Consider the following 20,368-nt stretch of genomic DNA (forward strand, 5'->3'; position numbering starts at 1 on the left):
TCATACTTTATGAAGAATGAGGAACGCAGAGAAATTACCACACGTAAGCTCCTTGAAGCGACGATACACTTGTTGAAGTTAAAAAGCTGCCACGCCATCACGATGAAAGATATCATGGATCAATCTTCACTTTCCAAAGGAGCTATCTTTCATTACGTAAACAGCAAGGACGAGATATTTGCAATGGTGCTTCATGAACGACTCGAAGAAACGAATGCGAAATTTATACGAGAGACGGAACATGCAACGAAGACTTTTGATGGACCGATGCAACGTATTTCTCAGAACCTCATCGCGCTAGAAGATCCCCATGAGATTACGAATAAAGTGCTCAAATACTTATTAGGTAAGGAAGAAGATCCGACTGTAGCGGGCGTGCTGCAGCATTTCTATGAACGATCCGTATCATTCGCTAAAAACTGGATCACTCTCGGCCAGGTACATCGTGTCATTCTCGCAAACATTGACCCCGAGCAGACAGCTGAAATGTTCGTCCTGCTATCCTTGGGATTACGCGTCCGGTCGTCTTTTGCTTCAACTACCGCACAGTTCTCTACTGAGGTGTCTACATTTATGTCGACCATTTTAAAAAGCCAATCCCAATAAACTCATAAGGAGGTACTCGTATGGCACCTTTCGTTGCGTTGTTGTCATCTTTTCTACTTTTACTAGGAATAGGTTCTCTCGGATGGTCATATTTCGATGATTGGCACACCGCGCTGCAAGGTGCAGTCGCTGTCATGTTTCTGCTTACGGCCTCTGCACATTGGGGCAAAAGACGGCCAGATCTCATTCGCATGGTCCCTCCTGCGTTCCCAAGACCCAATTTAATCGTAACGATAACCGGCTACTTAGAAATTGCTGGAGCCATCGGGATACTCATTCCCATGATGTCACTGGCTGCATCCATCGGTCTATTCCTTATGCTGATTGCTATGTTCCCTGCTAACATCTTCGCGGCGCGCAATAGATTGAGTATTGGCGGCAAGCCAGTGCCTCGATTAGCGGTTCGGACTATCCTGCAGCTCGTATTTATCGGAGCCGTTGTGTTGGCATCACCTTGGTTTGGGGGTTAGTCGCGCTGCAGTTTCTGCTGCGATTCGCATGAATTCATCCGCATTTGTGTTACAATACCTAATAAAAAGGAGCTGCTGACATGCAAAAAATCTCTCCATTCCTATGGTTCGACGGCAATGCCGAAGAGGCAATGAACTTCTACACATCCATATTCAGCGATTCCGAAATTGAAAGTATCCATCGTTCTGGGCCTGAGGGAAAAGTTATTTCAGGAACATTTTCGCTTGGTGGAGTGCGGTATATGGCATTAAATGGCGGACCGCATTTCAAATTCACTCCTGCCTTATCGCTATATGTAAACTGCGAAACCCAAGAAGAAGTCGACACGTTGTGGGCTAAACTTTCTGAAGGCGGCCAGCCTCAGCGATGTGGTTGGGTACAGGATAAGTTCGGCCTCTCATGGCAGATCATCCCCAGCATCTTGGGGGAACTGCTCAACTCAACGGATCGTGTGAAAGCAGCTCGTGCAATGAATGCGATGCTCGGCATGCAGAAACTTGACATCGCCGCGCTTAAACAAGCATACGAGGGGTAAAAATTATAAAGGAGCTAAGCGCGTTTTGTGCTTAGCTCCTTTTTGGGTGTAGAAGGCGCCGCTGAGGCGTACTCGGGAGTTGCGTAAGCCGTAACGGTGAAAATCAACGTTACGGCTTCTCGGCGCGCTGCTCGCGGACGATTCATTTGTGTGCGTATGAGCAACCTTTTGCACCGAAATGCTCCAAACTGGCTTGTATCCGTAAAAGTAGTGGAAACTTGTTCAAACCAGCTTGGGAGTACCGCACCTATACGGCAGTCAGAGCGCATTTTTTTCACACAATACGTCCTACTTGTGCTAAGCTTCGAAACCGTCGACTAACACCTTAAGTCCGAACAAAAACTCCTCATCCCAATTGACAGCTGTCGTATAGGGCAACAGCCGAACAAAATGGGAATAGTGCTCCGCGGACAACGACTTCATATGTGTTGCTGGGGGTTCGCTGGTTGTATCTGCTGATTCAACTGCTTCTGCTCTCGCTGTTAAGCGGTTCTCCTCTTCGACGAAACTATAGATGTAGTTCTTAATCATACTGGCGAACCACGGAATATGCGGATCACGGAAGCCTGATTGAGCAAATAATCGGTATAGAAACTCGATATGTGCGCTAACCGTTTGGGACTGCCAGCCATCGTTGCGCTCATGATGGATATCGCATCTCGATAACGATGCAGCACGAGTCGGAAATGGAGCGCCCACTCGCGAACTATCTAATTTCCAACATTTGACGTGCTAATTTACGATCCATTATGATAGGAGGAGTACTACCAATAACTCATTGAGGTGATTCTATCGTGGCCATTCAATCAGATAAAATTTTCGTTAATTTACCTGTAAAAGATTTGGACAAGTCGGTCGCTTTCTTTACTTCTATGGGATTCACCTTCAACCCTCAGTTTACGGATGAAAATGCAACCTGCATGGTGATCAGCGAACACATCTATGTCATGCTTTTGGTCGAGAAGTATTTCCAAACCTTTACGAAAAAACAAATTTCCGATGCTACGAAAACGACTGAAGTACTCGTTGCTTTAAGCTTCTCTAGTCGTGAAGAAGTCAACGAACTCATCGAAAAAGCCGTAGCCGCTGGAGGTACACTTTATAGTGACCCTAACGATCTCGGTTTCATGTATCAGCACAGCTTCCAAGATCTTGACGGCCATCAATGGGAACTATTCTGGATGGATCCGAACGCTGCGAATCAATAAGCATACCCGAGGTAGTGAGAATCTCTCACGCCTCTTTTTTTTGCCTATCTGCCTACTGTCTTCCCCTCTTCTGTCTGTTGTCTGTTGTCTGTTGTCTCCCACCTGCATTCCCAACAATTGACCAAGCATATTCTTTGTTTTATACGGCATATTCTTTGAAATACCACGTTGCTGCCTTCTCTCTCTAGCAGGATAACTATCGTCCATTGTATGATAGAGGGGATTCCTAATCCTAGAAGTTGAGGGCATGGTGTGACATCGATGAAACTTCGCAGTCCAATCAAGACTTTGCGCGGAAAGATTCTGATCTCCTTATTTTTCCTGATTATCCTTCCCGTTGTGACCATTCTCTATCGATTCTATAAGTCCTCAGAAGATATTGTGCAAATTGGGCTCGACCAATCCAATCAAGCCGCCGTCTCCCAGAAAGCAACAGCCATGAACGAGATGGCCGTTCGTATGATTACTGCTTCCAGTCTGATTATTAATGATCCAGAAACAGAGAAATTCCTAAAAGAACCTGCGGACTGGTCGAATAATTATCTCTCTTTCATTCAGCTCACGAACCTGCACAAGAAAATGTCCAACGTCAAAGATCTGCTTCTCGACAGTACTACACAGCTTGGATTGTACGACAACAGAGGATTTACACATACCACATGGTCTGCCGTTACCCCAACGAACGTTGAAACATTCTATAAGGAAAGTTGGTATGAACCAACGCTTAAACGCAATGGCTTCCCTTACTGGACGGTTCCCTACTCACTTCCTTCCTCTACTGCCAAGCAAGATCTAGTCGTCATGACAAGACAAATTAATGGCGAATATACGAGTAACTATGGTGTCTTTTTCATAAGCGTACCTATTCCCGTTTTCTTCTATCCGAACGCCGAAATCCAACGCCAACAAGCTTCAGGTATAACCTCTGCACTCATCGATGAAAATCAAAAGCTCTTAATTGGTGATCAAGCGGCCGCAGAATTGTTAGCCAATCATGCCCTTCAGAATGTTCGTACCAACGCAAATGGCATTCAAGAAGTGAAAATCAAAGACCACGTCTATTTTATGAATGACGCTTACGTACCACAATTAGGTTGGCGGCTAGTCCAATTTATGAATCAGAAGGATTTTGCTACACAGCTTAGTCGGGAAAAAGACAAATCCATCACTTGGGTTGTCGCCTGGTTCCTTCTATTTGCCATCGCTTTCATTGTTCTCATGCTTCGTGTAACGAGTCCCTTCAAACAATTGGCCAAATCCATGACCAAGGTGGGCAAAGGGGAATTTAATACGCTGGTTACGATAAAAGGCGAAGACGAGATTGCCATGCTCGGCAATTACTTCAATCGCATGGTACTGCATCTGCAAGATCTCATCTCAGATCTATATGATGAGCAGCGGCGCAAGCAGAAAGCTCAGTTTCAGGCGCTTCAAGCCCAAATTAATCCGCATTTTCTACTGAACACTCTTAATTCCATTAAATGGATGGCATTGCTCTCTGGCGCTGATCATATCAGTGAAATGATTACCAAACTGGGGAAATTGTTGAATTTCACTATGCGGAATGAACAAGAATTCGTCACGTTGCAAGAAGAACTTGACTATTTACAGGTCTACCTTTCACTCCAGGAAATTCGGTATCATGATCAGATCACGTTTACCTATCGTATTCCTGAAGCACTGCTCGATTGTGAAGTGTTGAAATTCACGCTGCAGCCTGCCGTAGAGAACAGCATAATTCATGGCAATCGGTTCCCGCTTCTTATCGAACTTCAAGCTGAAGAGGTAGGCGGCCATCTGCATATTGTGATGCAGGATAACGGTGTAGGCATGAGTATGGAGATGATTGAGCAGGTCGAATCTTCGCTGAATCAGCCTCACGCAAAGTTCAGCGGTATCGGCATACGCAATGTTAACGAACGAATCAAGCTCCACTTTGGCATGCAGTACGGCATGCATATCTCAAGTGTAGAAGGCGAAGGAGTCCGACTACGATTGATACTGCCTTTGAAAAGGAGGAATACAGATGCTGAGAATTCTGATCGTTGACGATGAAATCCTTGTACGTATCGGCCTCAAAACAATCATCCCTAGAGATAACGAAGAGTTCCAGGTTATTGGCGAAGCTGCTAATGGATTGGAGGCTTTGAAAATATTAGAATCACAGGCCTGCGATGTTGTACTAACCGATATTCGTATGCCCGAGATGGATGGCCTGGAATTATTGCGACAAATTCGGGAACGCTGGCCAGCGATCCCCTGTCTTATTTTATCCAACCATAACGACTTCAACTATGTTCAACAGGCCTTACGTCTAGGCGCCATTGAATATGTCACGAAACTAGAAATAAACCCCTCCGAGCTAATGGAGAAGCTGCGCGCAATCCGGGATCAATTGGATAAAGAGAAACAAGGCCAGAATGCACGAACACAACTCGAGCAGAAAGTGAATCAATACAGCAATGAGGTCAAAGAAAAACGGTTGCGCGAGCTCCTCCAAGGCCATGTTTCTCGTGGGGAAATCGAACAAGTATGGCATGAGTTCCAATTGGATTTATTCTCAGCGCCTTTAACCGCAGCCGTGATCCAGATCGATGCCTACGAGGAATTAACGCAGAATAATCGCTTCCAAAGCGATCGACTTTTGACATATACAGTGAAAAATGTTCTCAATGAGATTCTCAAGAAATATGGCAATGGAGAGCTGGTTGAGATGGCAGTTGGGAAGTTCTGCGTCCTGACAGGCCAAATGAACACGAACATGCTAGTAGAAATGCAGAATGCCGTTCAGGTTTTCCTAAAAATTTCATTGGCTATTGGTGTTTCCCCCTCCTACGAGGATACCTTTGCCCTTCATCCCGCTTATGAAAAAGCAGATCACGCCTTGAGCTACCGGTTCTACTATGGGGATTCATGCATCGTTCACTATGATCAATTACAGGCTGCACCTCCAACGTTATCTGAGCCATGGCAGGAAGAAGAATGGACGAAACGGATTGAAGAAGGTGACGAAATCGGCTTGCGTGAGAAGATTATGGCATGGACAGAGGAACTCTGCCGCAATAAGCAGATTCCTCCCGCCCTTTTGCGAGAGCAGTGGCTGCGTTTGCTTCATATTTTCGCACGTTGCTTGAAGGCAGATGGCGGCGATATTTACTCCGTTACTCTGCATGAGCAGCAATATCCGTATCATGTCATTCGCAACGCTGAAACCGTACAGGCATTATCCAACTGGTTCATCGGGTGGCTCCCTGTCTTCCTAGCCTACAAGCGTGAACATGGTAAGGAGAAGTTCCGACCTGAGATTCAAATCGTGATTCGGCAAATTATGGAGAAATACAATTTACCTCTCAAAGTAGCTGATTTGGCTAGTACCGTTGGGTATACGGAGAATTATTTGAGCATTTTGTTCAAAAAAGAAACCGGCAAAACCATCACTGATTATATGACCAATGTTCGAATGAAAAATGCCCGCGAGCTGCTCAAGAATCCAGATTATAAGATTTTCGAAATCTCTGAGCTCATTGGGTATGCCGACCCCAACCATTTCAGCCGGAGCTTTAAGCAAATGGAAGGCATGTACCCTACCGAATTTCGAAAGCTAGTCTTCGGTCACCGAACATCATAGAATAATGCTTACTTCGTAAAGAATACTCCGTGTCTTTTTGGGAAAATTTGCATTACGATTTACTTACCAAAAGAAAAGGGGATGAACAAATGAAAAAAGTATTTGGCATGGGGGCATCAATCGCCCTTGCTGTAAGCGTTCTCGTAACCGGTTGCTCCAAAACACCTGAAGCTTCACCTTCTGCTGCTGCGTCCGTCGCACCTGCCGCAACAACAGCAGCTCCAACACCTGAAACACAGAAACCTGTTACCCTTAAATTCTGGGGAGGCGTTCCGCCAGAAAGCGGACCACAAGATGCCGTTGATGCTTGGAATAAAGCGAATCCTACAATTAAGGTCGAATATACACGCTATGTGAATGACGACCCAGGCAACCTGAAACTCGAAACCGCCCTTCTCTCTAATACAGATGCACCTGATATTTACATGAACTACGGTGATGCCTATATGACGAAACGCCAAGCGGCTGGCATGGCGGAACCTTTGGATGATCTAATCGCCAAAGCCGGCTTTGATGTGGAGGGCATTATCGGAGCAGCGAACATTAAGAAATTCGCAGACAGTAAATATTATTATCTTCCTGCTAACAAGAACGTAGGCGCTGTCCTTTTCAATATGAAAGCCTTAGATGCAGCAGGTGAGAAGCTCCCTACGGCATGGACATGGGATGATTTCAGTGCAATGGCCACCAAGCTTAACAAAGGAGATATGAAGGGTACCATGCTAGATCCAGCTTTGAGTTGGTTTGGTGATACCGTTCTACAAACAGCCAAAGCACAAGACTGGGTGATCGCAGCTGACGGCACATCCAATTTCAACAGCCCTGCCGTGAAAAAAGGTTTGGAAATGCAAAAGAGTTTGGAAGATAAGGGCATCATGATGAAATATTCCGAAGCTGTTGCTGGTAAAATTACCGTACAAAATGAGCTTCTAACAAGTAAAGCAGCCATGTCTGCTTCCGCTATTTACATCATCCGCTATATCAAAGACATCAAGAGCTTCCCACATGATTTCAAAGTCGGTTTTGCTCCTTATCCGCAATTTACGGCTGGCAGCAATATTAATCCAGGTGGCGGTATGGGCGATTACATGTCCATTAATAAAAACAGTAAAAACAAAGAAGCTGCTTTTAAATTCATCTCCTGGTATTTACAAGAAGGTAATATGTCTATGGTTCCAGGCGGCCGGATCCCTACGAACAAAAAAGCCGATGCTGGTAAAATCGCCTCCATCCTCATTGGAGATGCGAAGGATCTGATTGACGAAGCTTCCTTGAAGGCGCTATTGGCTGGCAACTATACCTTCCCAACCTCCTACAACGTGCCTGTTCCAACTGAACTTAGAGCTATCTTTAAAGATGAGATGGAGAAATATTTGCTTGGTGCTCAATCCATTGACAAAGCTATAGAAACGATGAAAACGCGTGCCGATACGACGATTAAAGGCGCCAAAAAATAATACGTAACACGCTGAAAACCTCTAGCATCTTCTTGCTGGAGGTTTTTCAATGAAACTACAGAAAGGGTCACGTTCACGCTATGGGAATTCTCTTCCTCGCTTGGTAAAGTTACGTTAACACATGATTTGGAAAGGGTGGCTTACGAATGAAAAGAAACTTCTGGCATAACGCCAAATTCAGGGAAAACCTCGCTGGCTACCTATTCATTTTGCCCAACTTCTCGGGGTACCTCATCTTTATATTGCTGCCGATTTTATTCAGTCTGTACCTTGTATTCGTGGATTGGGAGTATCTCAAAGGGTTCGCGGGAATCGAATGGGTTGGCTTAGATAATTTCAAAGCGCTGGGCAGCGATCCGAAATTCGTGAAAGCGCTGAAAAACAACTTAATTTTCACCTTGGTCAGCGTTCCCGCTTCCATCCTCATAGGGCTCCTGTTTGCTGTCGTTCTGAACAAGTATGTGTTCTTCAAGCAAACATTACGTACGTTGATCTTCCTGCCCTACGTCAGTTCGCTCGTTGCAGTATCCGTCATTTGGAGCATTATGTACCGTGCTTCCGATGGTCCAATTAACCAAGTGTTGAGATCCGTTGGCATTGATCATCCCCCAGGCTGGTTGTCGAGCCCAAATTCAGCTTTATTTGCAATTATCATCATGCAGGTATGGGTAACGATTGGGTATGCGATGGTCATTTACTTAGCTGGACTGCAAGGCATTTCCAAAGATTTGTACGAGGCTTCCGATATTGACGGCGCTTCGAAAGTACGCCAGTTTTTCCAAATCACCATTCCGATGCTCACACCAACTACCTTTCTCGTTGCCATTACTCTCATTATCGGCTCCTTCCAGATCTTCGGACCCGTCAACATTATGACACAGGGCGGTCCTATTGATTCGACGATGGTGTTATCCTATCACATCTACTTACTTGCATTCCGATTCTACAAAATGGGCTATGCCGCTACAGTCTCTTGGGTGTTATTCGCCATCATCTTCGTCGTCACCATCATTCAATGGCAAAGCCAGAAACGTTGGCAGCAGCACTTCTAATTGGAAAGGAGATTCTCCCTATGGAAACTACTATTGTATCTACGCAATCCACGCGAAAAATAGCCATTGCCAACATGAGAAAGGGCAGTTTCTGGCTTAAGCTTTTCGTTACCCTCCTCCTAGGCGCGATCTCCATCGTGATGATTCTGCCTTTCCTATGGATGATATCGACTTCCTTCAAAATTAATGGCGACGTATTCACATATCCGATTGATTGGATTCCGAATACATGGCATTTTGAGAATTATAAGAAAGTCTGGGCAGGCGCAGATCCCTTCTATTTATTCTATTGGAACTCGATCAAAATCACGGGCATTACGGTTGTAGGTAATCTATTGACGAGTTCCATGGCTGGCTATGCGTTTGCCAAAATACGCTTCAAAGGCCGTAACTTCCTGTTTCTGCTCTATTTATCTACGATGATGATTCCAGGTCAGGTTTTACTTGTCCCTCGCTTCATCTTGTTCGATCAGTTACAGTTGATTAACACACATGCCTCTATCATTTTACCAGGTTTATTTTGGGTATTCGGCACGTTCTTGATGCGTCAGTTTTTCAGTACCATCCCAGGTGAACTGTTGGAGTCGGGGCGCGTTGATGGCGCTAGTTACTGGCGGACATTCTGGCAAATTTGTTTACCATTAACCAAACCTGCATTAGTCACACTCTTAATCCTTTCCTTTACTTGGCACTGGAACGAATATGAGAACCCGCTTATCATGCTGCGAGAGAAAGAATTATACACCATACCACTTGGCTTAACGAGTTACGTAGAGGAGTTTGGTACGAATTATGTGCTCACCATGGCAGCTTCCGTTTCTGGGCTTGTTCCCTTGCTCATCGTCGTAGCCGTTTGTCAGAAATGGTTCGTAGAGGGAATTGCAAGCTCGGGATTGAAAGGCTGACCTCACATGTAAAAGGCTATCTTCGTAGACCTACTACGGAGATAGCCTTTTGCGTGCCTATTTCGGGTAATAAGAGAATCCCGGATATTTGACGACTGGCCATTTTTCCTTCCGCAGCGCATTCAATACCTCTTGGCCGACATTCAGATTCGTACTAACTAGCTCGCGAGGCGTCAGCGCCATCCATTGGTTTAAGGACACATCCTCAAACCGATCACTCTTGAACATTTCCAAAAACCATAGGGATTGCGTACCGGTATTCTGTATATAATGTCCCAGTGCAAATGGCACATAACCAACATCACCAGCACGATAATCGAACGTACGCGCATTGCCATCACCAGCGAAAACGGTCATACGCCCCTGACCAGTCAGATAGTACTGCCATTCATCATTATTCGGATGCCAATGCAACTCTCTCATTCCGCCAGGTTCTATCTCAACAAGCGCTGCAGCAATATTTTTGGATATCGGAAAATTGGTAGAGTCTACTATTCTAACACTGCCGCCTGGCGTTTTAATCGGAGTTTGAGCGAGCAGTTGATGCTTAAAGCTTAGGGGGATCGTTCCATAAGGGGACTGTACCTTCTGGCTATCAATGGGACCAGGAACCTTGTCTTGATAGATGTAGACTTGCTCTTTGGGAATGTTGTTAAAAACACCGATAGGAACCCCAAAATTAGCAGATAGCACATCTTTCGGGGTTCGTGAAAACCAATCGGAGATAGATATCGTATTCAAATCCGAGAAGTTTCCATCATCGAATACAAGCAAGAATTCACAGTGCTCTAACCCCTGAATGGAGTGTGGAAGTCCCGGCGGGAAATACCAAAGATCCCCTGGACCTACATCGGCAATAAAATTCCGTCCCTCTTGGTCAATTGATGTAATTCGAGCTGAGCCTAATATCATGTAAGACCATTCTGCTTGTTGGTGCCAATGCAATTCGCGAACGCCACCAGGTGTCAAACTCATGTTTACCCCTGCCATCGTTGTCGCTATGGGTAATTCCCTGACCGTGACTTCTCGTGACCAACCCCCGAAATTCAATTTCATCGATGTGTCTGAGAAAGAGAATTTCAAATTCGGAAGCAAGCCAGAATCTGTTATTGGCGGAACCAGCATGTTAGGATTTTCCATATCCCGCATAATATCCCGCGGACCCGTATCCATCCCGCCAGCCCCATCAGGTCGAATCGGCTGTGGCACATTGCCGTACATACCGTGATTCCTATTCGGAGTATCCATGTGGTCATCTCCTCTCCATATAGGTGAATTACGTTGCAACTCATCTTAATTGATATATGAGAAGATTTCAGTGTTCATTACTTTATCATCACCGAACCACACATAATTCCCCTGCAAATTGGAATAATAAACCTGCACACCCAACAAATATTAGAAGGAAATTTTGTATGGATATACAAAAGTTATTCAGGAAGAGTAGGAGAGCAGCACCTTCACTGGCACCAACGACGAGTACGCCTCCCTCTTCAGTGGCATTTCCTCTGGCACTATCCTTAGAGGAAAATCGAAAATGGATCGAGCAACAACTCGCGAATTGTTCCGACATTTGCTATCAGCCTCGATTTTTTGGCGCCGAATTGCAATACGGTGCACTTGTTGTGTATTGCGATTCACTTATAAACGATAAAGAATTGATATTTCTTAAGAACGTGCTCCAAGATCTTGTTTTTCAAGAGGCAGGCTTTGATGCAACAACCATTGAACTTAACAAATTGATTTCGTTTATTGAGAATCATGGTGTCTCTTCTCGAAACGTGACAATTATTGACCAATTACCAATTGCAGAACAAAACATCCTGCTTGGTCAAGTTGTGATTTTTTTGGATCAGTGGAACAAGGCACTATGCTTTAATGCGCTTACTTTAGAATCTAGACAAATTAGTGAACCCATGAATGAACCGGTAGTTAGAGGACCTCAAGAAGCTACTGTGGAAAGTCTGAGAATTAATTTGGGGTTGCTGCGGAATCGTCTGAAGAGCGCTAACTTCAAGATTGAAAAGTTCAATGCAAGCGGAGAAACACGGACTGAGATTGCCGTCGGTTATTTAGAAGGGACGGTAAACCCACGAACGTTATCAGAATTTAAAACACGTTTCGAAAGATCCATACAAGAGGAAATTTTGGAAGTCGCTTATATCGAAGAACTGATTGAGGACTCTACGTATTCCCCTTTTCCACAATATCGACATACCGAACGTACGGATACGGCTGTTGCTGCTCTTCTTGATGGGAAAATCATTGTTCTTACCTCTGGTTCTCCATCCATTATGATCTGCCCAGGCCTCTTTATCGAGTTTTTCCAATCAAGTGAAGATTACTATATTCGTTCCCTGTATTCCTCACTCATTCGATTACTTCGACTATTCGCATTCATTATGGCTCTTACATTGCCGAGCCTCTATATCGCTATCTCAACTTTTCACTCTGAGCTCATTCCCACCGTGTTGCTGCTAGCTATTCTGGATACCCGTGAAGGTATCCCATTTCCCGCATTCATTGAAGCTTTGTTGATGGAATTTTTCTTCGAAATTATGCGGGAAGCCGGTATCCGTCTTCCTAAACCCGTGGGTTCAGCCGTGAGTATCGTCGGAGCACTTGTCATTGGGCAAGCGGCAATTGAAGCCAAAATCGCTTCCCCCATCATGGTCATCATCGTGGCCTTGACAGGTATCGCTTCCTTTTCGTTACCCAACTACAATATGGCCATCTCTCTACGCATCTTGCGCTTCCCGCTCATGATCCTTGCTGCCAGCTTAGGGGGATTCGGATTCATGATTGGCTTTCTGTTTATTTTTCTACATTTAGTTAGCCTACGCTCTTTAGGACAGCCCTATCTAAAGCCTTGGGCTCCTCTGATAATGAATCAATTAAAGGATGGATTCGTACGAGCTCCCTTAAAGATTCTCCTACGCTCACCGCGAAACCGACATCGGCCTAACCGTTCCAAAAAGTAACGGTATGACAGAGAAGGAAGGAAATACAACATGAGATGGTTAATGGTGACGACATTATCTGGACTGTTATTATTTTCTTTAACAGGCTGTTGGAACAAGGCTGAACTAGTTGAATATGCCTTTGTACAAGCGGTTTCTATTGATCTATCCGACGAAGGCAAGATCAAATTAACCACGCTTTTCTATAAGCCAAGTGGCAGCAGTGCACTGACTAAGGGGACTGGTACGAAATCCTCTTTCACAATTAAGACAGAAGGCGAGAATATCTTTGATGCTATTCGCGACGTCACCATCCATTTAGGACGAAAAGCCAAATTGGATCACATGCGAGCCGTTCTAGTTAGCGATGAGGTACTTAAGACACATGATTTAGGTGTTATTCTTGATTTTTTCAGAAGAGATCATGAACCCAGACCTACCAATTTACTCTTAGTGACAAAAGGGAATGCCGGCGATTATTTATCTTTGGAGCCATTTATTGAATACACGTTGGGTCAACAATTACGCTCAATGGATGAAGGTTCCTCGCGATTTGCTGCTAAATCCATGAATCAGAATATCTTGAAAGTCATGATTCAAATGAAAAGTGAAACAGGCGTTGCAGAAATTCCTTACTTATATTTGGATAAAAAACGCGGGAGTGTTCCTAACATTGCTGGAGTCGTTGTTATCAAAAATCAAAAAATCGTTGAAATTATTCCACCCGATGAATTAAAAGCTTTCCTTCTGCTCAATCATCAATTTCGGGGTGGTATTATCATTACGTCTTGCGAAGAGAACAATGGTGGGGGAGAACGCGCACTGCAGGAAGCATTCGAGATATCTCAGGGTAGCACGAAGGTCACTACCTCCATTCAGAATGAAGCGGTAATCGTCAATATCAAGGCCAAGTTGATCGGGGCTGCTGGAGAGTTAAGTTGTTCGAATATGAGCACTGCCCAAGAAGAACTTGCCTACAAAAATCGTTTAAATAACCAAATTAAGAATGAAATCCTTACACTGGTTCATCATCTGCAATCCAAAAAACTAGATGCTTTAGGCATCGGCAACATGATTTATGCCAAACATCCTCAACAATGGCTCGCATGGAAAGAGGATTGGGGAGATCGATTTGCAGACGTTCAATTTAACGTCGAAGTCGATGTGACGATTTCTAACTCAGGAATGAGCGGCGGTAAGCCTCTAGTTAAATAAGTAACTGACATATTTCATCGAGAGGACTAGATACCTATGATGCTAAAGTTAATACTCCTGCTCATCACTTGTGTCCCGTTACTGTTTTTCGATGGGGTCAATTTCAAAAAAGAAAATGCCCGCGCCAAACTTATGTATGGGTTCTTCGTTGCGGTAATGATCTATCTCAGCAGTATTTTCATATTTGAAATGAGATGGCCGATGCTCTATGATGCAGCTGATTTCTTGTTAGGAACACCTGCCCGTCTAATTGTGGAGTTCTTACATGTTACCCCTCACTAACAGTGGCTATCAGGAAGATGAAGGAAAGGAGAGGTCGTTCAATGAGAATTGGAGAACAAATAAGCCCAGGACAGATGTCCGTCTTGTTTTTCATCTATCTAACAGGCTCATCGATTATTAACATCCCTCAGCCCTTAATTAGTTTCGCGGGCAATGGAGCGTGGATTTCGCTTATCCTATCCTACTTATTAAGCCTTAGTTTTCTAAGTTGTATCTTGTATATGCACGGAACATATCCGGATTTAACTTTTATTGAATATTGTAAGAAAACAGTTGGTACATGGATGACTGTTCTCCTCGCGATTCCCTTCATTTCCTACCAGTTTCATATGGCCACGGGTATTGTTATTGATATAGGCTTGTTCATGACCACGACACTAATGCGCGAAACACCTATCTATGTATTTAACTCACTCATATTCCTACTGATTTATGTTACTGTTAGAATGGGTATTGACGTCATCGCACGGATGTTTGTTCTACTTTCCGCAATGGTCATGGTATATGTCATTCTCATCTTAGCTTTGGCAAGCTTCAATTATCATCCCACTTACTTGCTGCCTATCCTCCCTTTTGGTTTCAAGCCTATCTTGCTGGGAAGTTATTTTTCTTTTGGATTTCCCTATGTTGAAATCTTTCTCTTCAGTATGATCCTACCCTTTGTCTCCACAAACCAAAATAAACCACTCAAACGTGGTTTATTTCTAGCTTTATCCCTCAACGCTTTAAGCTTGATCACAGTGACTCTATGCACGATTATGACCTATGGACCTATCGCTGGCGAGCGCAAATACTCGATGTTTCAGTTAGCTCGAACCATTGAATTTTACGAATTATTTCAGCGAATTGAATCCCTCATCGGTATTTCACTGATTGTAGCCTCCTATATGAAAGCTACAATCGTTATATTCGCCTTAAATTTGACGTTCACCCACTTGTTTAATTTGCAAAATAGTCGCTTACTTATCTTGCCTATCACCATGACTTGCTGTTTGCTATCCTTTACTATACCTGTGAAGGGGGAAGCTTTCTGGAGCAACTTAGTATCCTTTATACACCCCTTGTGGGGAACAATCGGATACCTACTCCCAGTTTCCATTGTGATCCTGATTCATGTCGCGAAGCGGAAGAATAAATCTACTCTAACCTCACATGATTAGACACACTCATCCTAGAAGCTTACCCTATCCATAAACCCGGATCTCAACTACCTCCGCACACGGGCAGCCATTCGTCGCCTCCACGACAAGTCGCAACCGATCCGTCGCTATAGCTGCCTCCAACTGCAATCTCCTTGACCGTTTACGGTTGTTCGTTACACGCTGTAGAAGCACCCAATTGCCACCCATCCAAGCTTCCAGACGATAGTCCTTTACTAACTCCGGTCTAACTTCCTCGCTCGTCCTGAATGCGTGAAGATTGATTAAATCCTCATGCACATTATCGTTAAAAGTTACTTGTAGATACCGCAGAATGTGAGTTTCGTCCCAACTAAGTTCCACCCACTCCTCTTTCGTTGGCACCATCGGCTCCGACATCCATTGATGCGGCGCACCATAAGGACGCAAATACCCATCCGTTACCTTATCTGCTGAGAACGCGCTCGTCGCTGAGGAGAGTCGAAAGCAGATTGGCTTGCGATCTACACCATCCTTCATACTCCACAGGACGACAGGCTGATCCCGTTGATGATTCTCCAGCTTCGGATCAACAATCGGCTTCGCACCTCGTACGAAACCAATTGCCCCCGTGTGGTGTTGATCAGAATGGTACACAACTACGTGTACATTCGCTTTGATAATCACGAATGCGTTCTGTATCTCGTCAGGCTGCCACCGCAACGGGAAGCTGACCCACTGCTGTTCCCCAGCTTGCACGGATGACTCCGTCTGCATGATCATCGACGCAGGCACATAATTCTCTGCCCGCCCCGTCTCCCACAGCTCCACTTGAATCGTCGTTGCTTCGCTCGCATCAACCAGCAGCTCGAAGCCCTCCAGCTGCGGTGCAACTGGGAATAGAACAGCGACATCGCCGCTTAATCGCCTTGGTTCAACAGCATGCGATACACTCAACTGAGTTAGGGTAGAGGATGCCTTCAACTTGGCCAATCGTCCAAGGTCCCGCTCATCTTCATTGCGAATGCCAATCAACGCCGCATCCTGCCTTAGCAGCACCTGCTGAAGTTCTTTCGTGTGGTGCTGGTATAGCTCACGCGGTGTAAGATGTTTCTGTACGCATAGCGCGGCACCTGTTCCAGCTCCTTCCCCAATGACAGCGCAAGTCGCCATGACGCGTGTCGTTCCAAAGGCCACATGAGATGCGCTTATATTGCGTCCTGCCATCAGCATATTAGACACATTAACGGAGTACAGACTGCGAAACGGAATATGATAGATGCCATCCGCGTGCAGATGCTTGGAACCGCTCTCCGTCGAATACATCCCCTGCGGGGGGTGCAGATCGATGGACCAACCGCCGAAAGCGACGGTATCTTCGAATTTCGTCTGAGCCAGAATATCATTCTGATTCAGCATATAGTCTCCGACGAAACGGCGATATTCTCTTTTACCAGGCAATGCCCCTACCCATTCCAATGTCATATTCGCTGAGTCGAATTGCCCTGAATTTTTGATATAATCCCAAATCCCATAAATAACCGACCATAATTCATCCCGAATGCGCTCGTTCTCATGAACAGTATCCAGCTCCCCGCCCCACTCAATCCACCAATAATGACAGCCCGAATCGCCGCTTCGAATAACACGTTTAATTGGAATGGAGGTCCTTGTGATGTCTTTGGCGAAACTTGGCGCACGATATTTAACCGGGTGACCCACGTCTTTGGTATAAAATAAGATCGTACTCCCGAGTGTGATGTCATCTGCGATCTCAGGCGCCCACTCCTCTTGAAACTCTTCTCGTGCCTCGCGGCCGATACGAAATTTAGCCCCCGCCAAGAATCCAATAAGACCATCGCCGGTACAATCTAGAAACACCTCGCTCTCGAAACGAATGCGCCGCTCCGAGCCCATCATCCAGCCCGTAACCGAACGAATGATTCGATTGCTTTCATCCCCATCCGCTTCCACCTCATGCACATCCGTGTTAAGGAAAAGCTGAATATTCGCTTCAGCCCGTACAGCTTCCAGCACGATAAGATCCCATAGATAGGGATTCCCCTCCGGATTCTGGAACTGATTCTCTACGAACAACTCCCCCATAATACCCGTTTCGCGTGCGTAACGATTAATGCCATGCGCAGTTGCACCACAAACCCATACACGGACTTCACTTGATGAATTCCCCCCGAGTACGGGACGATTTTGAATCAATGCCACCGTCTGACCTAATCTTGCAGCAGCTATGGCAGCGCACACACCTGAAAGTCCGCCTCCGATGACCGTAATATCTTTAATTACCCTTTCTTCCCGCATACGACAACCTCCTTAGAAACAGTGATTACCTTTATTCTAAAGGATTGGCAGCGCTTTAAACCATGCACGCTTTTAGCATTAACTTATACAAAATTTCAGTAACAGAACTTCCTTCTGCCCTACTAATCGACTATGATGAAAGTAGATATGCCAGGTAGATGACCATTCAAAATGTGAGAGGATAGGTAAGCGCGATGCCACTTCAAACTGATCAGACACAACCAAAGTTGCTCAGTCACATGTATTGGCGGGAGAAATCTGTCTTTCAGCTTCAGGAGGATTCCAATGAATGTTGGGTGCTTTTTGCAGTAGAGAATGGGAGCTTCTCCTACCAGATTCAAGAGCACGAGGGGATTGCTGCATTCGGAGATCTAGTGCTCTGCCCACCGGGGGTTATTTTTCGAAGAGAAATCATTCAGCCCTTATCGTTTCATGTCCTGTTGGTGCAATGGGTCGATTCCTCAGGACTTCCTTTATCTATAGAAACTCATATACCCGCAGGGAAAATCGCCGTCCAAGATCTCAATCGGCTCTCATCTGACTATGCCTACTTGAAAAAATGGTTCCAACACGAAGGATACGTCGCTTCCTCCTTGCGTCAACATGTACTCTCAGACTTATGGATGTTGGTTGTGGAAGAGGCTTATTCGGCAAGCCCGGAGGCAGTTTCTCCTTGGACACCAGGAATTTTAAACAATAAAGATACCCTCATTTATAGGGCAACTCAACGCCTGCACGAACTAGCGTCATCCACCTGCATCATGAAAGACATCGCCATGGAACTTGGCTTGACACAGGTGCAGTTTACACGTCGATTCACCAAATCTACTGGCATGCTGCCCATCGATTACTTAACGACAATACGTCTGCAGAAGGTTCAGCAGCTTCTGTTGGATAGCGATATGACCTTGGCGCGGATCGCTGGGCTATGCGGCTTTGAGAACGAATTTTATTTGAGCCGTGTATTCAAAAAACGCATGCATGTAACGCCGTCTTACTATCGTAAGCTTCACCGCCTATGAAGGGCATCTTCGCATAACAAATGCATCTATACGAGAAGCGTTTAAGTTTAGTATGATACTAACATCACATTGATTAGAATGAGGGATGTACCGCGATGACAGATCGACTGTTAAAATTTCCGCAATGGATCGGATTTCTCATCATTTTGACTATTCTTTCCTTCGGCACCACCCTTACTGCCTTCTCACCGCTTTACGCAAATGGCCTTATTAATATTGTTATCCCTATTTGCATTTTGTTTGCCTTACGATCTGACTTCTTCGAAAAATTAAAACTATCAACCTTAGTCATTGGAAGAGTATTAGTTGTACTGACGTTCGTGGGATACTTCCCTAGTGAATGGCTAGTGCCCATTATCGTGTGGCTGTTGCGAGTTAACATTTTGGAAGCGACTTTGACCGATTTTAAAAACAAGAATTACTACAATGTCTTTTCGGGACTTGCCCTAGTTGCAACGTCGTTCGTCATCTCGGGTGCATGGCTTGGAAGCTATTACATAACTGTTAATGAAGCCATGATTTACTGGGTTATCGCTTATACGTTTTGGAATTGGAACTTCGTCATTTATGAATTTAAGCAGCCCATTGGATTTTACCATCTCGCCGTTTTGACTACCCCGTTGCTGATTGTTTGCCTTACCTTGAACCCAGGGCTATGGCTGATCATGCGTGCTAACTCCTTGACGTTTGCGGGTATTATTCAAATATCAGGAAAAGCTTATATCGAGTCGTATCTTGCAAGTCCTGCCATGCTTACCTTTATTACCACTGTCAAAAAGTCCCCCGTACAAATCAGCATCATGGTGATTAACGCTATACTGTGTCTCTTAGCCCTTCTGCTCTCTTAATTTATTTGCGAAAGGTGGCACCCATTTATGAACATTCTCATCTTCGGAGCAACGGGAATGGTTGGTCAAAGCGTGTTGCGTGAATGTTTGCTTGATCCTCAAATCAACAACGTCGTTTCGATTGGTCGAAGCGCGACCCAACAGACTCAATCGAAGTTCCGCGAACATGTCGTCAAGGATATCACCAATCTATCCTCATTAACGGATGAGCTTTCAAGTATCGATGCTTGTTTCTTCTGTCTCGGCGTCTCATCTGTAGGTATGAGTGAGGAGAAGTATCACGCAATCACCTACGATCTGACCATGAGCATCGCTAACACGCTAGTCAACATCCAACCACAGATGACCTTCATCTACGTGACAGGCGCGAGCACGGATAGCACCGAGCAAGGCAGCAGTATGTGGGCGCGTGTCAAAGGCAAAACGGAAAATGCGCTCCTCAAGCTGCCGTTCAAGTCAGCCTTCATGTTCCGTCCTGGCGCGATTCTGCCGAAAAACGGCGTCAAATCCAAAACCAAGCTATACCAGACTTTCATTGTCATCCTAAGTCCAATTTTCCCGCTCCTACACAAATGGTTTCCGAATTCCGTCATTGACTCCGAGCAAATTGGCCGTGCCATGATCTCGGTCGCGAGAGACGGATATCCGAAGGCGATACTCGAGAGCACTGATATTCGTGAGGCTTCGGGGAGATCGAAAAGGTTCTAAGGAATCTTCGAGCGATGTGGGGAACAGTTAACTG

The 20,368-nt window shown here is 45.1% G+C and carries 20 protein-coding genes; 16 read left to right on the top strand and 4 right to left on the bottom strand.

What is annotated here, in order from left to right; genetic code table 11:
* Positions 1-9 precede the first annotated feature (9 nt).
* The 3 genes from A8708_RS06190 (at position 10) to A8708_RS06200 (ending at position 1,612) form a co-directional block, all read left to right on the top strand.
* The gene (locus A8708_RS06190; RefSeq protein WP_068662635.1) at positions 10-606 is read left to right on the top strand and encodes a TetR/AcrR family transcriptional regulator; all 597 of its coding nucleotides are present in this window, start codon (positions 10-12) and stop codon (positions 604-606) included.
* Between the two features lie 20 nt (positions 607-626).
* The gene (locus A8708_RS06195) at positions 627-1,076 is read left to right on the top strand and encodes a DoxX family protein (protein ID WP_068662636.1); all 450 of its coding nucleotides are present in this window, start codon (positions 627-629) and stop codon (positions 1,074-1,076) included.
* A gap of 80 nt (positions 1,077-1,156) precedes the next feature.
* Positions 1,157-1,612, top strand: coding sequence for a VOC family protein (locus A8708_RS06200; RefSeq protein WP_068662637.1), 456 nt, complete (start codon positions 1,157-1,159; stop codon positions 1,610-1,612).
* 14 nt (positions 1,613-1,626) lie between these two features.
* Here A8708_RS06200 and A8708_RS36745 read toward each other — a convergent pair whose 3' ends face one another.
* The gene (locus tag A8708_RS36745; RefSeq protein ID WP_275667872.1) at positions 1,627-1,758 is read right to left on the bottom strand and encodes a hypothetical protein; all 132 of its coding nucleotides are present in this window, start codon (positions 1,756-1,758) and stop codon (positions 1,627-1,629) included.
* 151 nt (positions 1,759-1,909) lie between these two features.
* Positions 1,910-2,311, bottom strand: a complete 402-nt coding sequence (locus A8708_RS06205; RefSeq protein ID WP_068662638.1) for a TetR/AcrR family transcriptional regulator C-terminal domain-containing protein — start codon at positions 2,309-2,311, stop codon at positions 1,910-1,912.
* 95 nt (positions 2,312-2,406) lie between these two features.
* On the opposite strand from A8708_RS06205, the gene A8708_RS06210 reads away from it, so the two are divergent.
* From A8708_RS06210 to A8708_RS06235, 6 genes are all read left to right on the top strand, one after another.
* A complete protein-coding gene (locus A8708_RS06210; protein WP_068662639.1) occupies positions 2,407-2,820 on the top strand; it encodes a VOC family protein in 414 nt (137 codons plus the stop codon).
* A 261-nt stretch (positions 2,821-3,081) separates the two neighbouring features.
* Positions 3,082-4,869 carry a sensor histidine kinase gene (locus A8708_RS06215; protein ID WP_204787475.1) on the top strand — a complete coding sequence of 596 codons (1,788 nt, stop codon included), beginning with the start codon at positions 3,082-3,084 and terminating at the stop codon, positions 4,867-4,869.
* Complete coding sequence (locus tag A8708_RS06220) at positions 4,847-6,448, top strand: response regulator (protein ID WP_068662641.1); 1,602 nt, start codon at positions 4,847-4,849, stop codon at positions 6,446-6,448. Before A8708_RS06215 ends, A8708_RS06220 begins: the two co-directional genes overlap by 23 nt.
* Before the next feature lie 89 nt (positions 6,449-6,537).
* Positions 6,538-7,905, top strand: coding sequence for an ABC transporter substrate-binding protein (locus A8708_RS06225; RefSeq protein ID WP_068662642.1), 1,368 nt, complete (start codon positions 6,538-6,540; stop codon positions 7,903-7,905).
* A 146-nt stretch (positions 7,906-8,051) separates the two neighbouring features.
* On the top strand, positions 8,052-8,957 hold the full coding sequence (locus A8708_RS06230) for a carbohydrate ABC transporter permease (RefSeq protein ID WP_068662643.1): 906 nt from the start codon (positions 8,052-8,054) through the stop codon (positions 8,955-8,957).
* A 20-nt stretch (positions 8,958-8,977) separates the two neighbouring features.
* Positions 8,978-9,862, top strand: a complete 885-nt coding sequence (locus tag A8708_RS06235; RefSeq protein WP_239696569.1) for a carbohydrate ABC transporter permease — start codon at positions 8,978-8,980, stop codon at positions 9,860-9,862.
* Between the two features lie 57 nt (positions 9,863-9,919).
* Here the strand turns inward: A8708_RS06235 and A8708_RS06240 are convergent, their stop codons facing one another.
* Complete coding sequence (locus tag A8708_RS06240; protein ID WP_068662644.1) at positions 9,920-11,110, bottom strand: oxalate decarboxylase family bicupin; 1,191 nt, start codon at positions 11,108-11,110, stop codon at positions 9,920-9,922.
* A gap of 167 nt (positions 11,111-11,277) precedes the next feature.
* Between A8708_RS06240 and A8708_RS06245 the strand changes: the two genes are divergently transcribed.
* From A8708_RS06245 to A8708_RS06260, 4 genes are read left to right on the top strand one after another with little or no spacing between them, the layout of a single operon-like run.
* Complete coding sequence (locus tag A8708_RS06245) at positions 11,278-12,843, top strand: spore germination protein (RefSeq protein ID WP_082927295.1); 1,566 nt, start codon at positions 11,278-11,280, stop codon at positions 12,841-12,843.
* A 30-nt stretch (positions 12,844-12,873) separates the two neighbouring features.
* The gene (locus tag A8708_RS06250) at positions 12,874-14,037 is read left to right on the top strand and encodes a Ger(x)C family spore germination protein (RefSeq protein WP_068662645.1); all 1,164 of its coding nucleotides are present in this window, start codon (positions 12,874-12,876) and stop codon (positions 14,035-14,037) included.
* A 36-nt stretch (positions 14,038-14,073) separates the two neighbouring features.
* Positions 14,074-14,319 carry a hypothetical protein gene (locus tag A8708_RS06255; RefSeq protein ID WP_068662646.1) on the top strand — a complete coding sequence of 82 codons (246 nt, stop codon included), beginning with the start codon at positions 14,074-14,076 and terminating at the stop codon, positions 14,317-14,319.
* A 41-nt stretch (positions 14,320-14,360) separates the two neighbouring features.
* The gene (locus A8708_RS06260) at positions 14,361-15,479 is read left to right on the top strand and encodes a GerAB/ArcD/ProY family transporter (protein ID WP_068662647.1); all 1,119 of its coding nucleotides are present in this window, start codon (positions 14,361-14,363) and stop codon (positions 15,477-15,479) included.
* 24 nt (positions 15,480-15,503) lie between these two features.
* Here the strand turns inward: A8708_RS06260 and A8708_RS06265 are convergent, their stop codons facing one another.
* On the bottom strand, positions 15,504-17,756 hold the full coding sequence (locus A8708_RS06265; protein ID WP_068662648.1) for an FAD-dependent oxidoreductase: 2,253 nt from the start codon (positions 17,754-17,756) through the stop codon (positions 15,504-15,506).
* A gap of 194 nt (positions 17,757-17,950) precedes the next feature.
* On the opposite strand from A8708_RS06265, the gene A8708_RS06270 reads away from it, so the two are divergent.
* The 3 genes from A8708_RS06270 (at position 17,951) to A8708_RS06280 (ending at position 20,334) form a co-directional block, all read left to right on the top strand.
* Positions 17,951-18,778 carry a helix-turn-helix domain-containing protein gene (locus tag A8708_RS06270; RefSeq protein ID WP_068662649.1) on the top strand — a complete coding sequence of 276 codons (828 nt, stop codon included), beginning with the start codon at positions 17,951-17,953 and terminating at the stop codon, positions 18,776-18,778.
* 95 nt (positions 18,779-18,873) lie between these two features.
* Positions 18,874-19,626, top strand: coding sequence for a hypothetical protein (locus A8708_RS06275; RefSeq protein ID WP_068662650.1), 753 nt, complete (start codon positions 18,874-18,876; stop codon positions 19,624-19,626).
* A 27-nt stretch (positions 19,627-19,653) separates the two neighbouring features.
* Entirely contained in the window at positions 19,654-20,334 is a 681-nt protein-coding gene (locus A8708_RS06280; protein WP_068662651.1) for an NAD-dependent epimerase/dehydratase family protein, read from the top strand.
* Positions 20,335-20,368 lie beyond the last annotated feature (34 nt).

Origin of the sequence: Paenibacillus oryzisoli (assembly GCF_001653565.1) — a bacterium.
Taxonomy (GTDB): Bacteria; Bacillota; Bacilli; order Paenibacillales; family NBRC-103111; genus Paenibacillus_E; species Paenibacillus_E oryzisoli.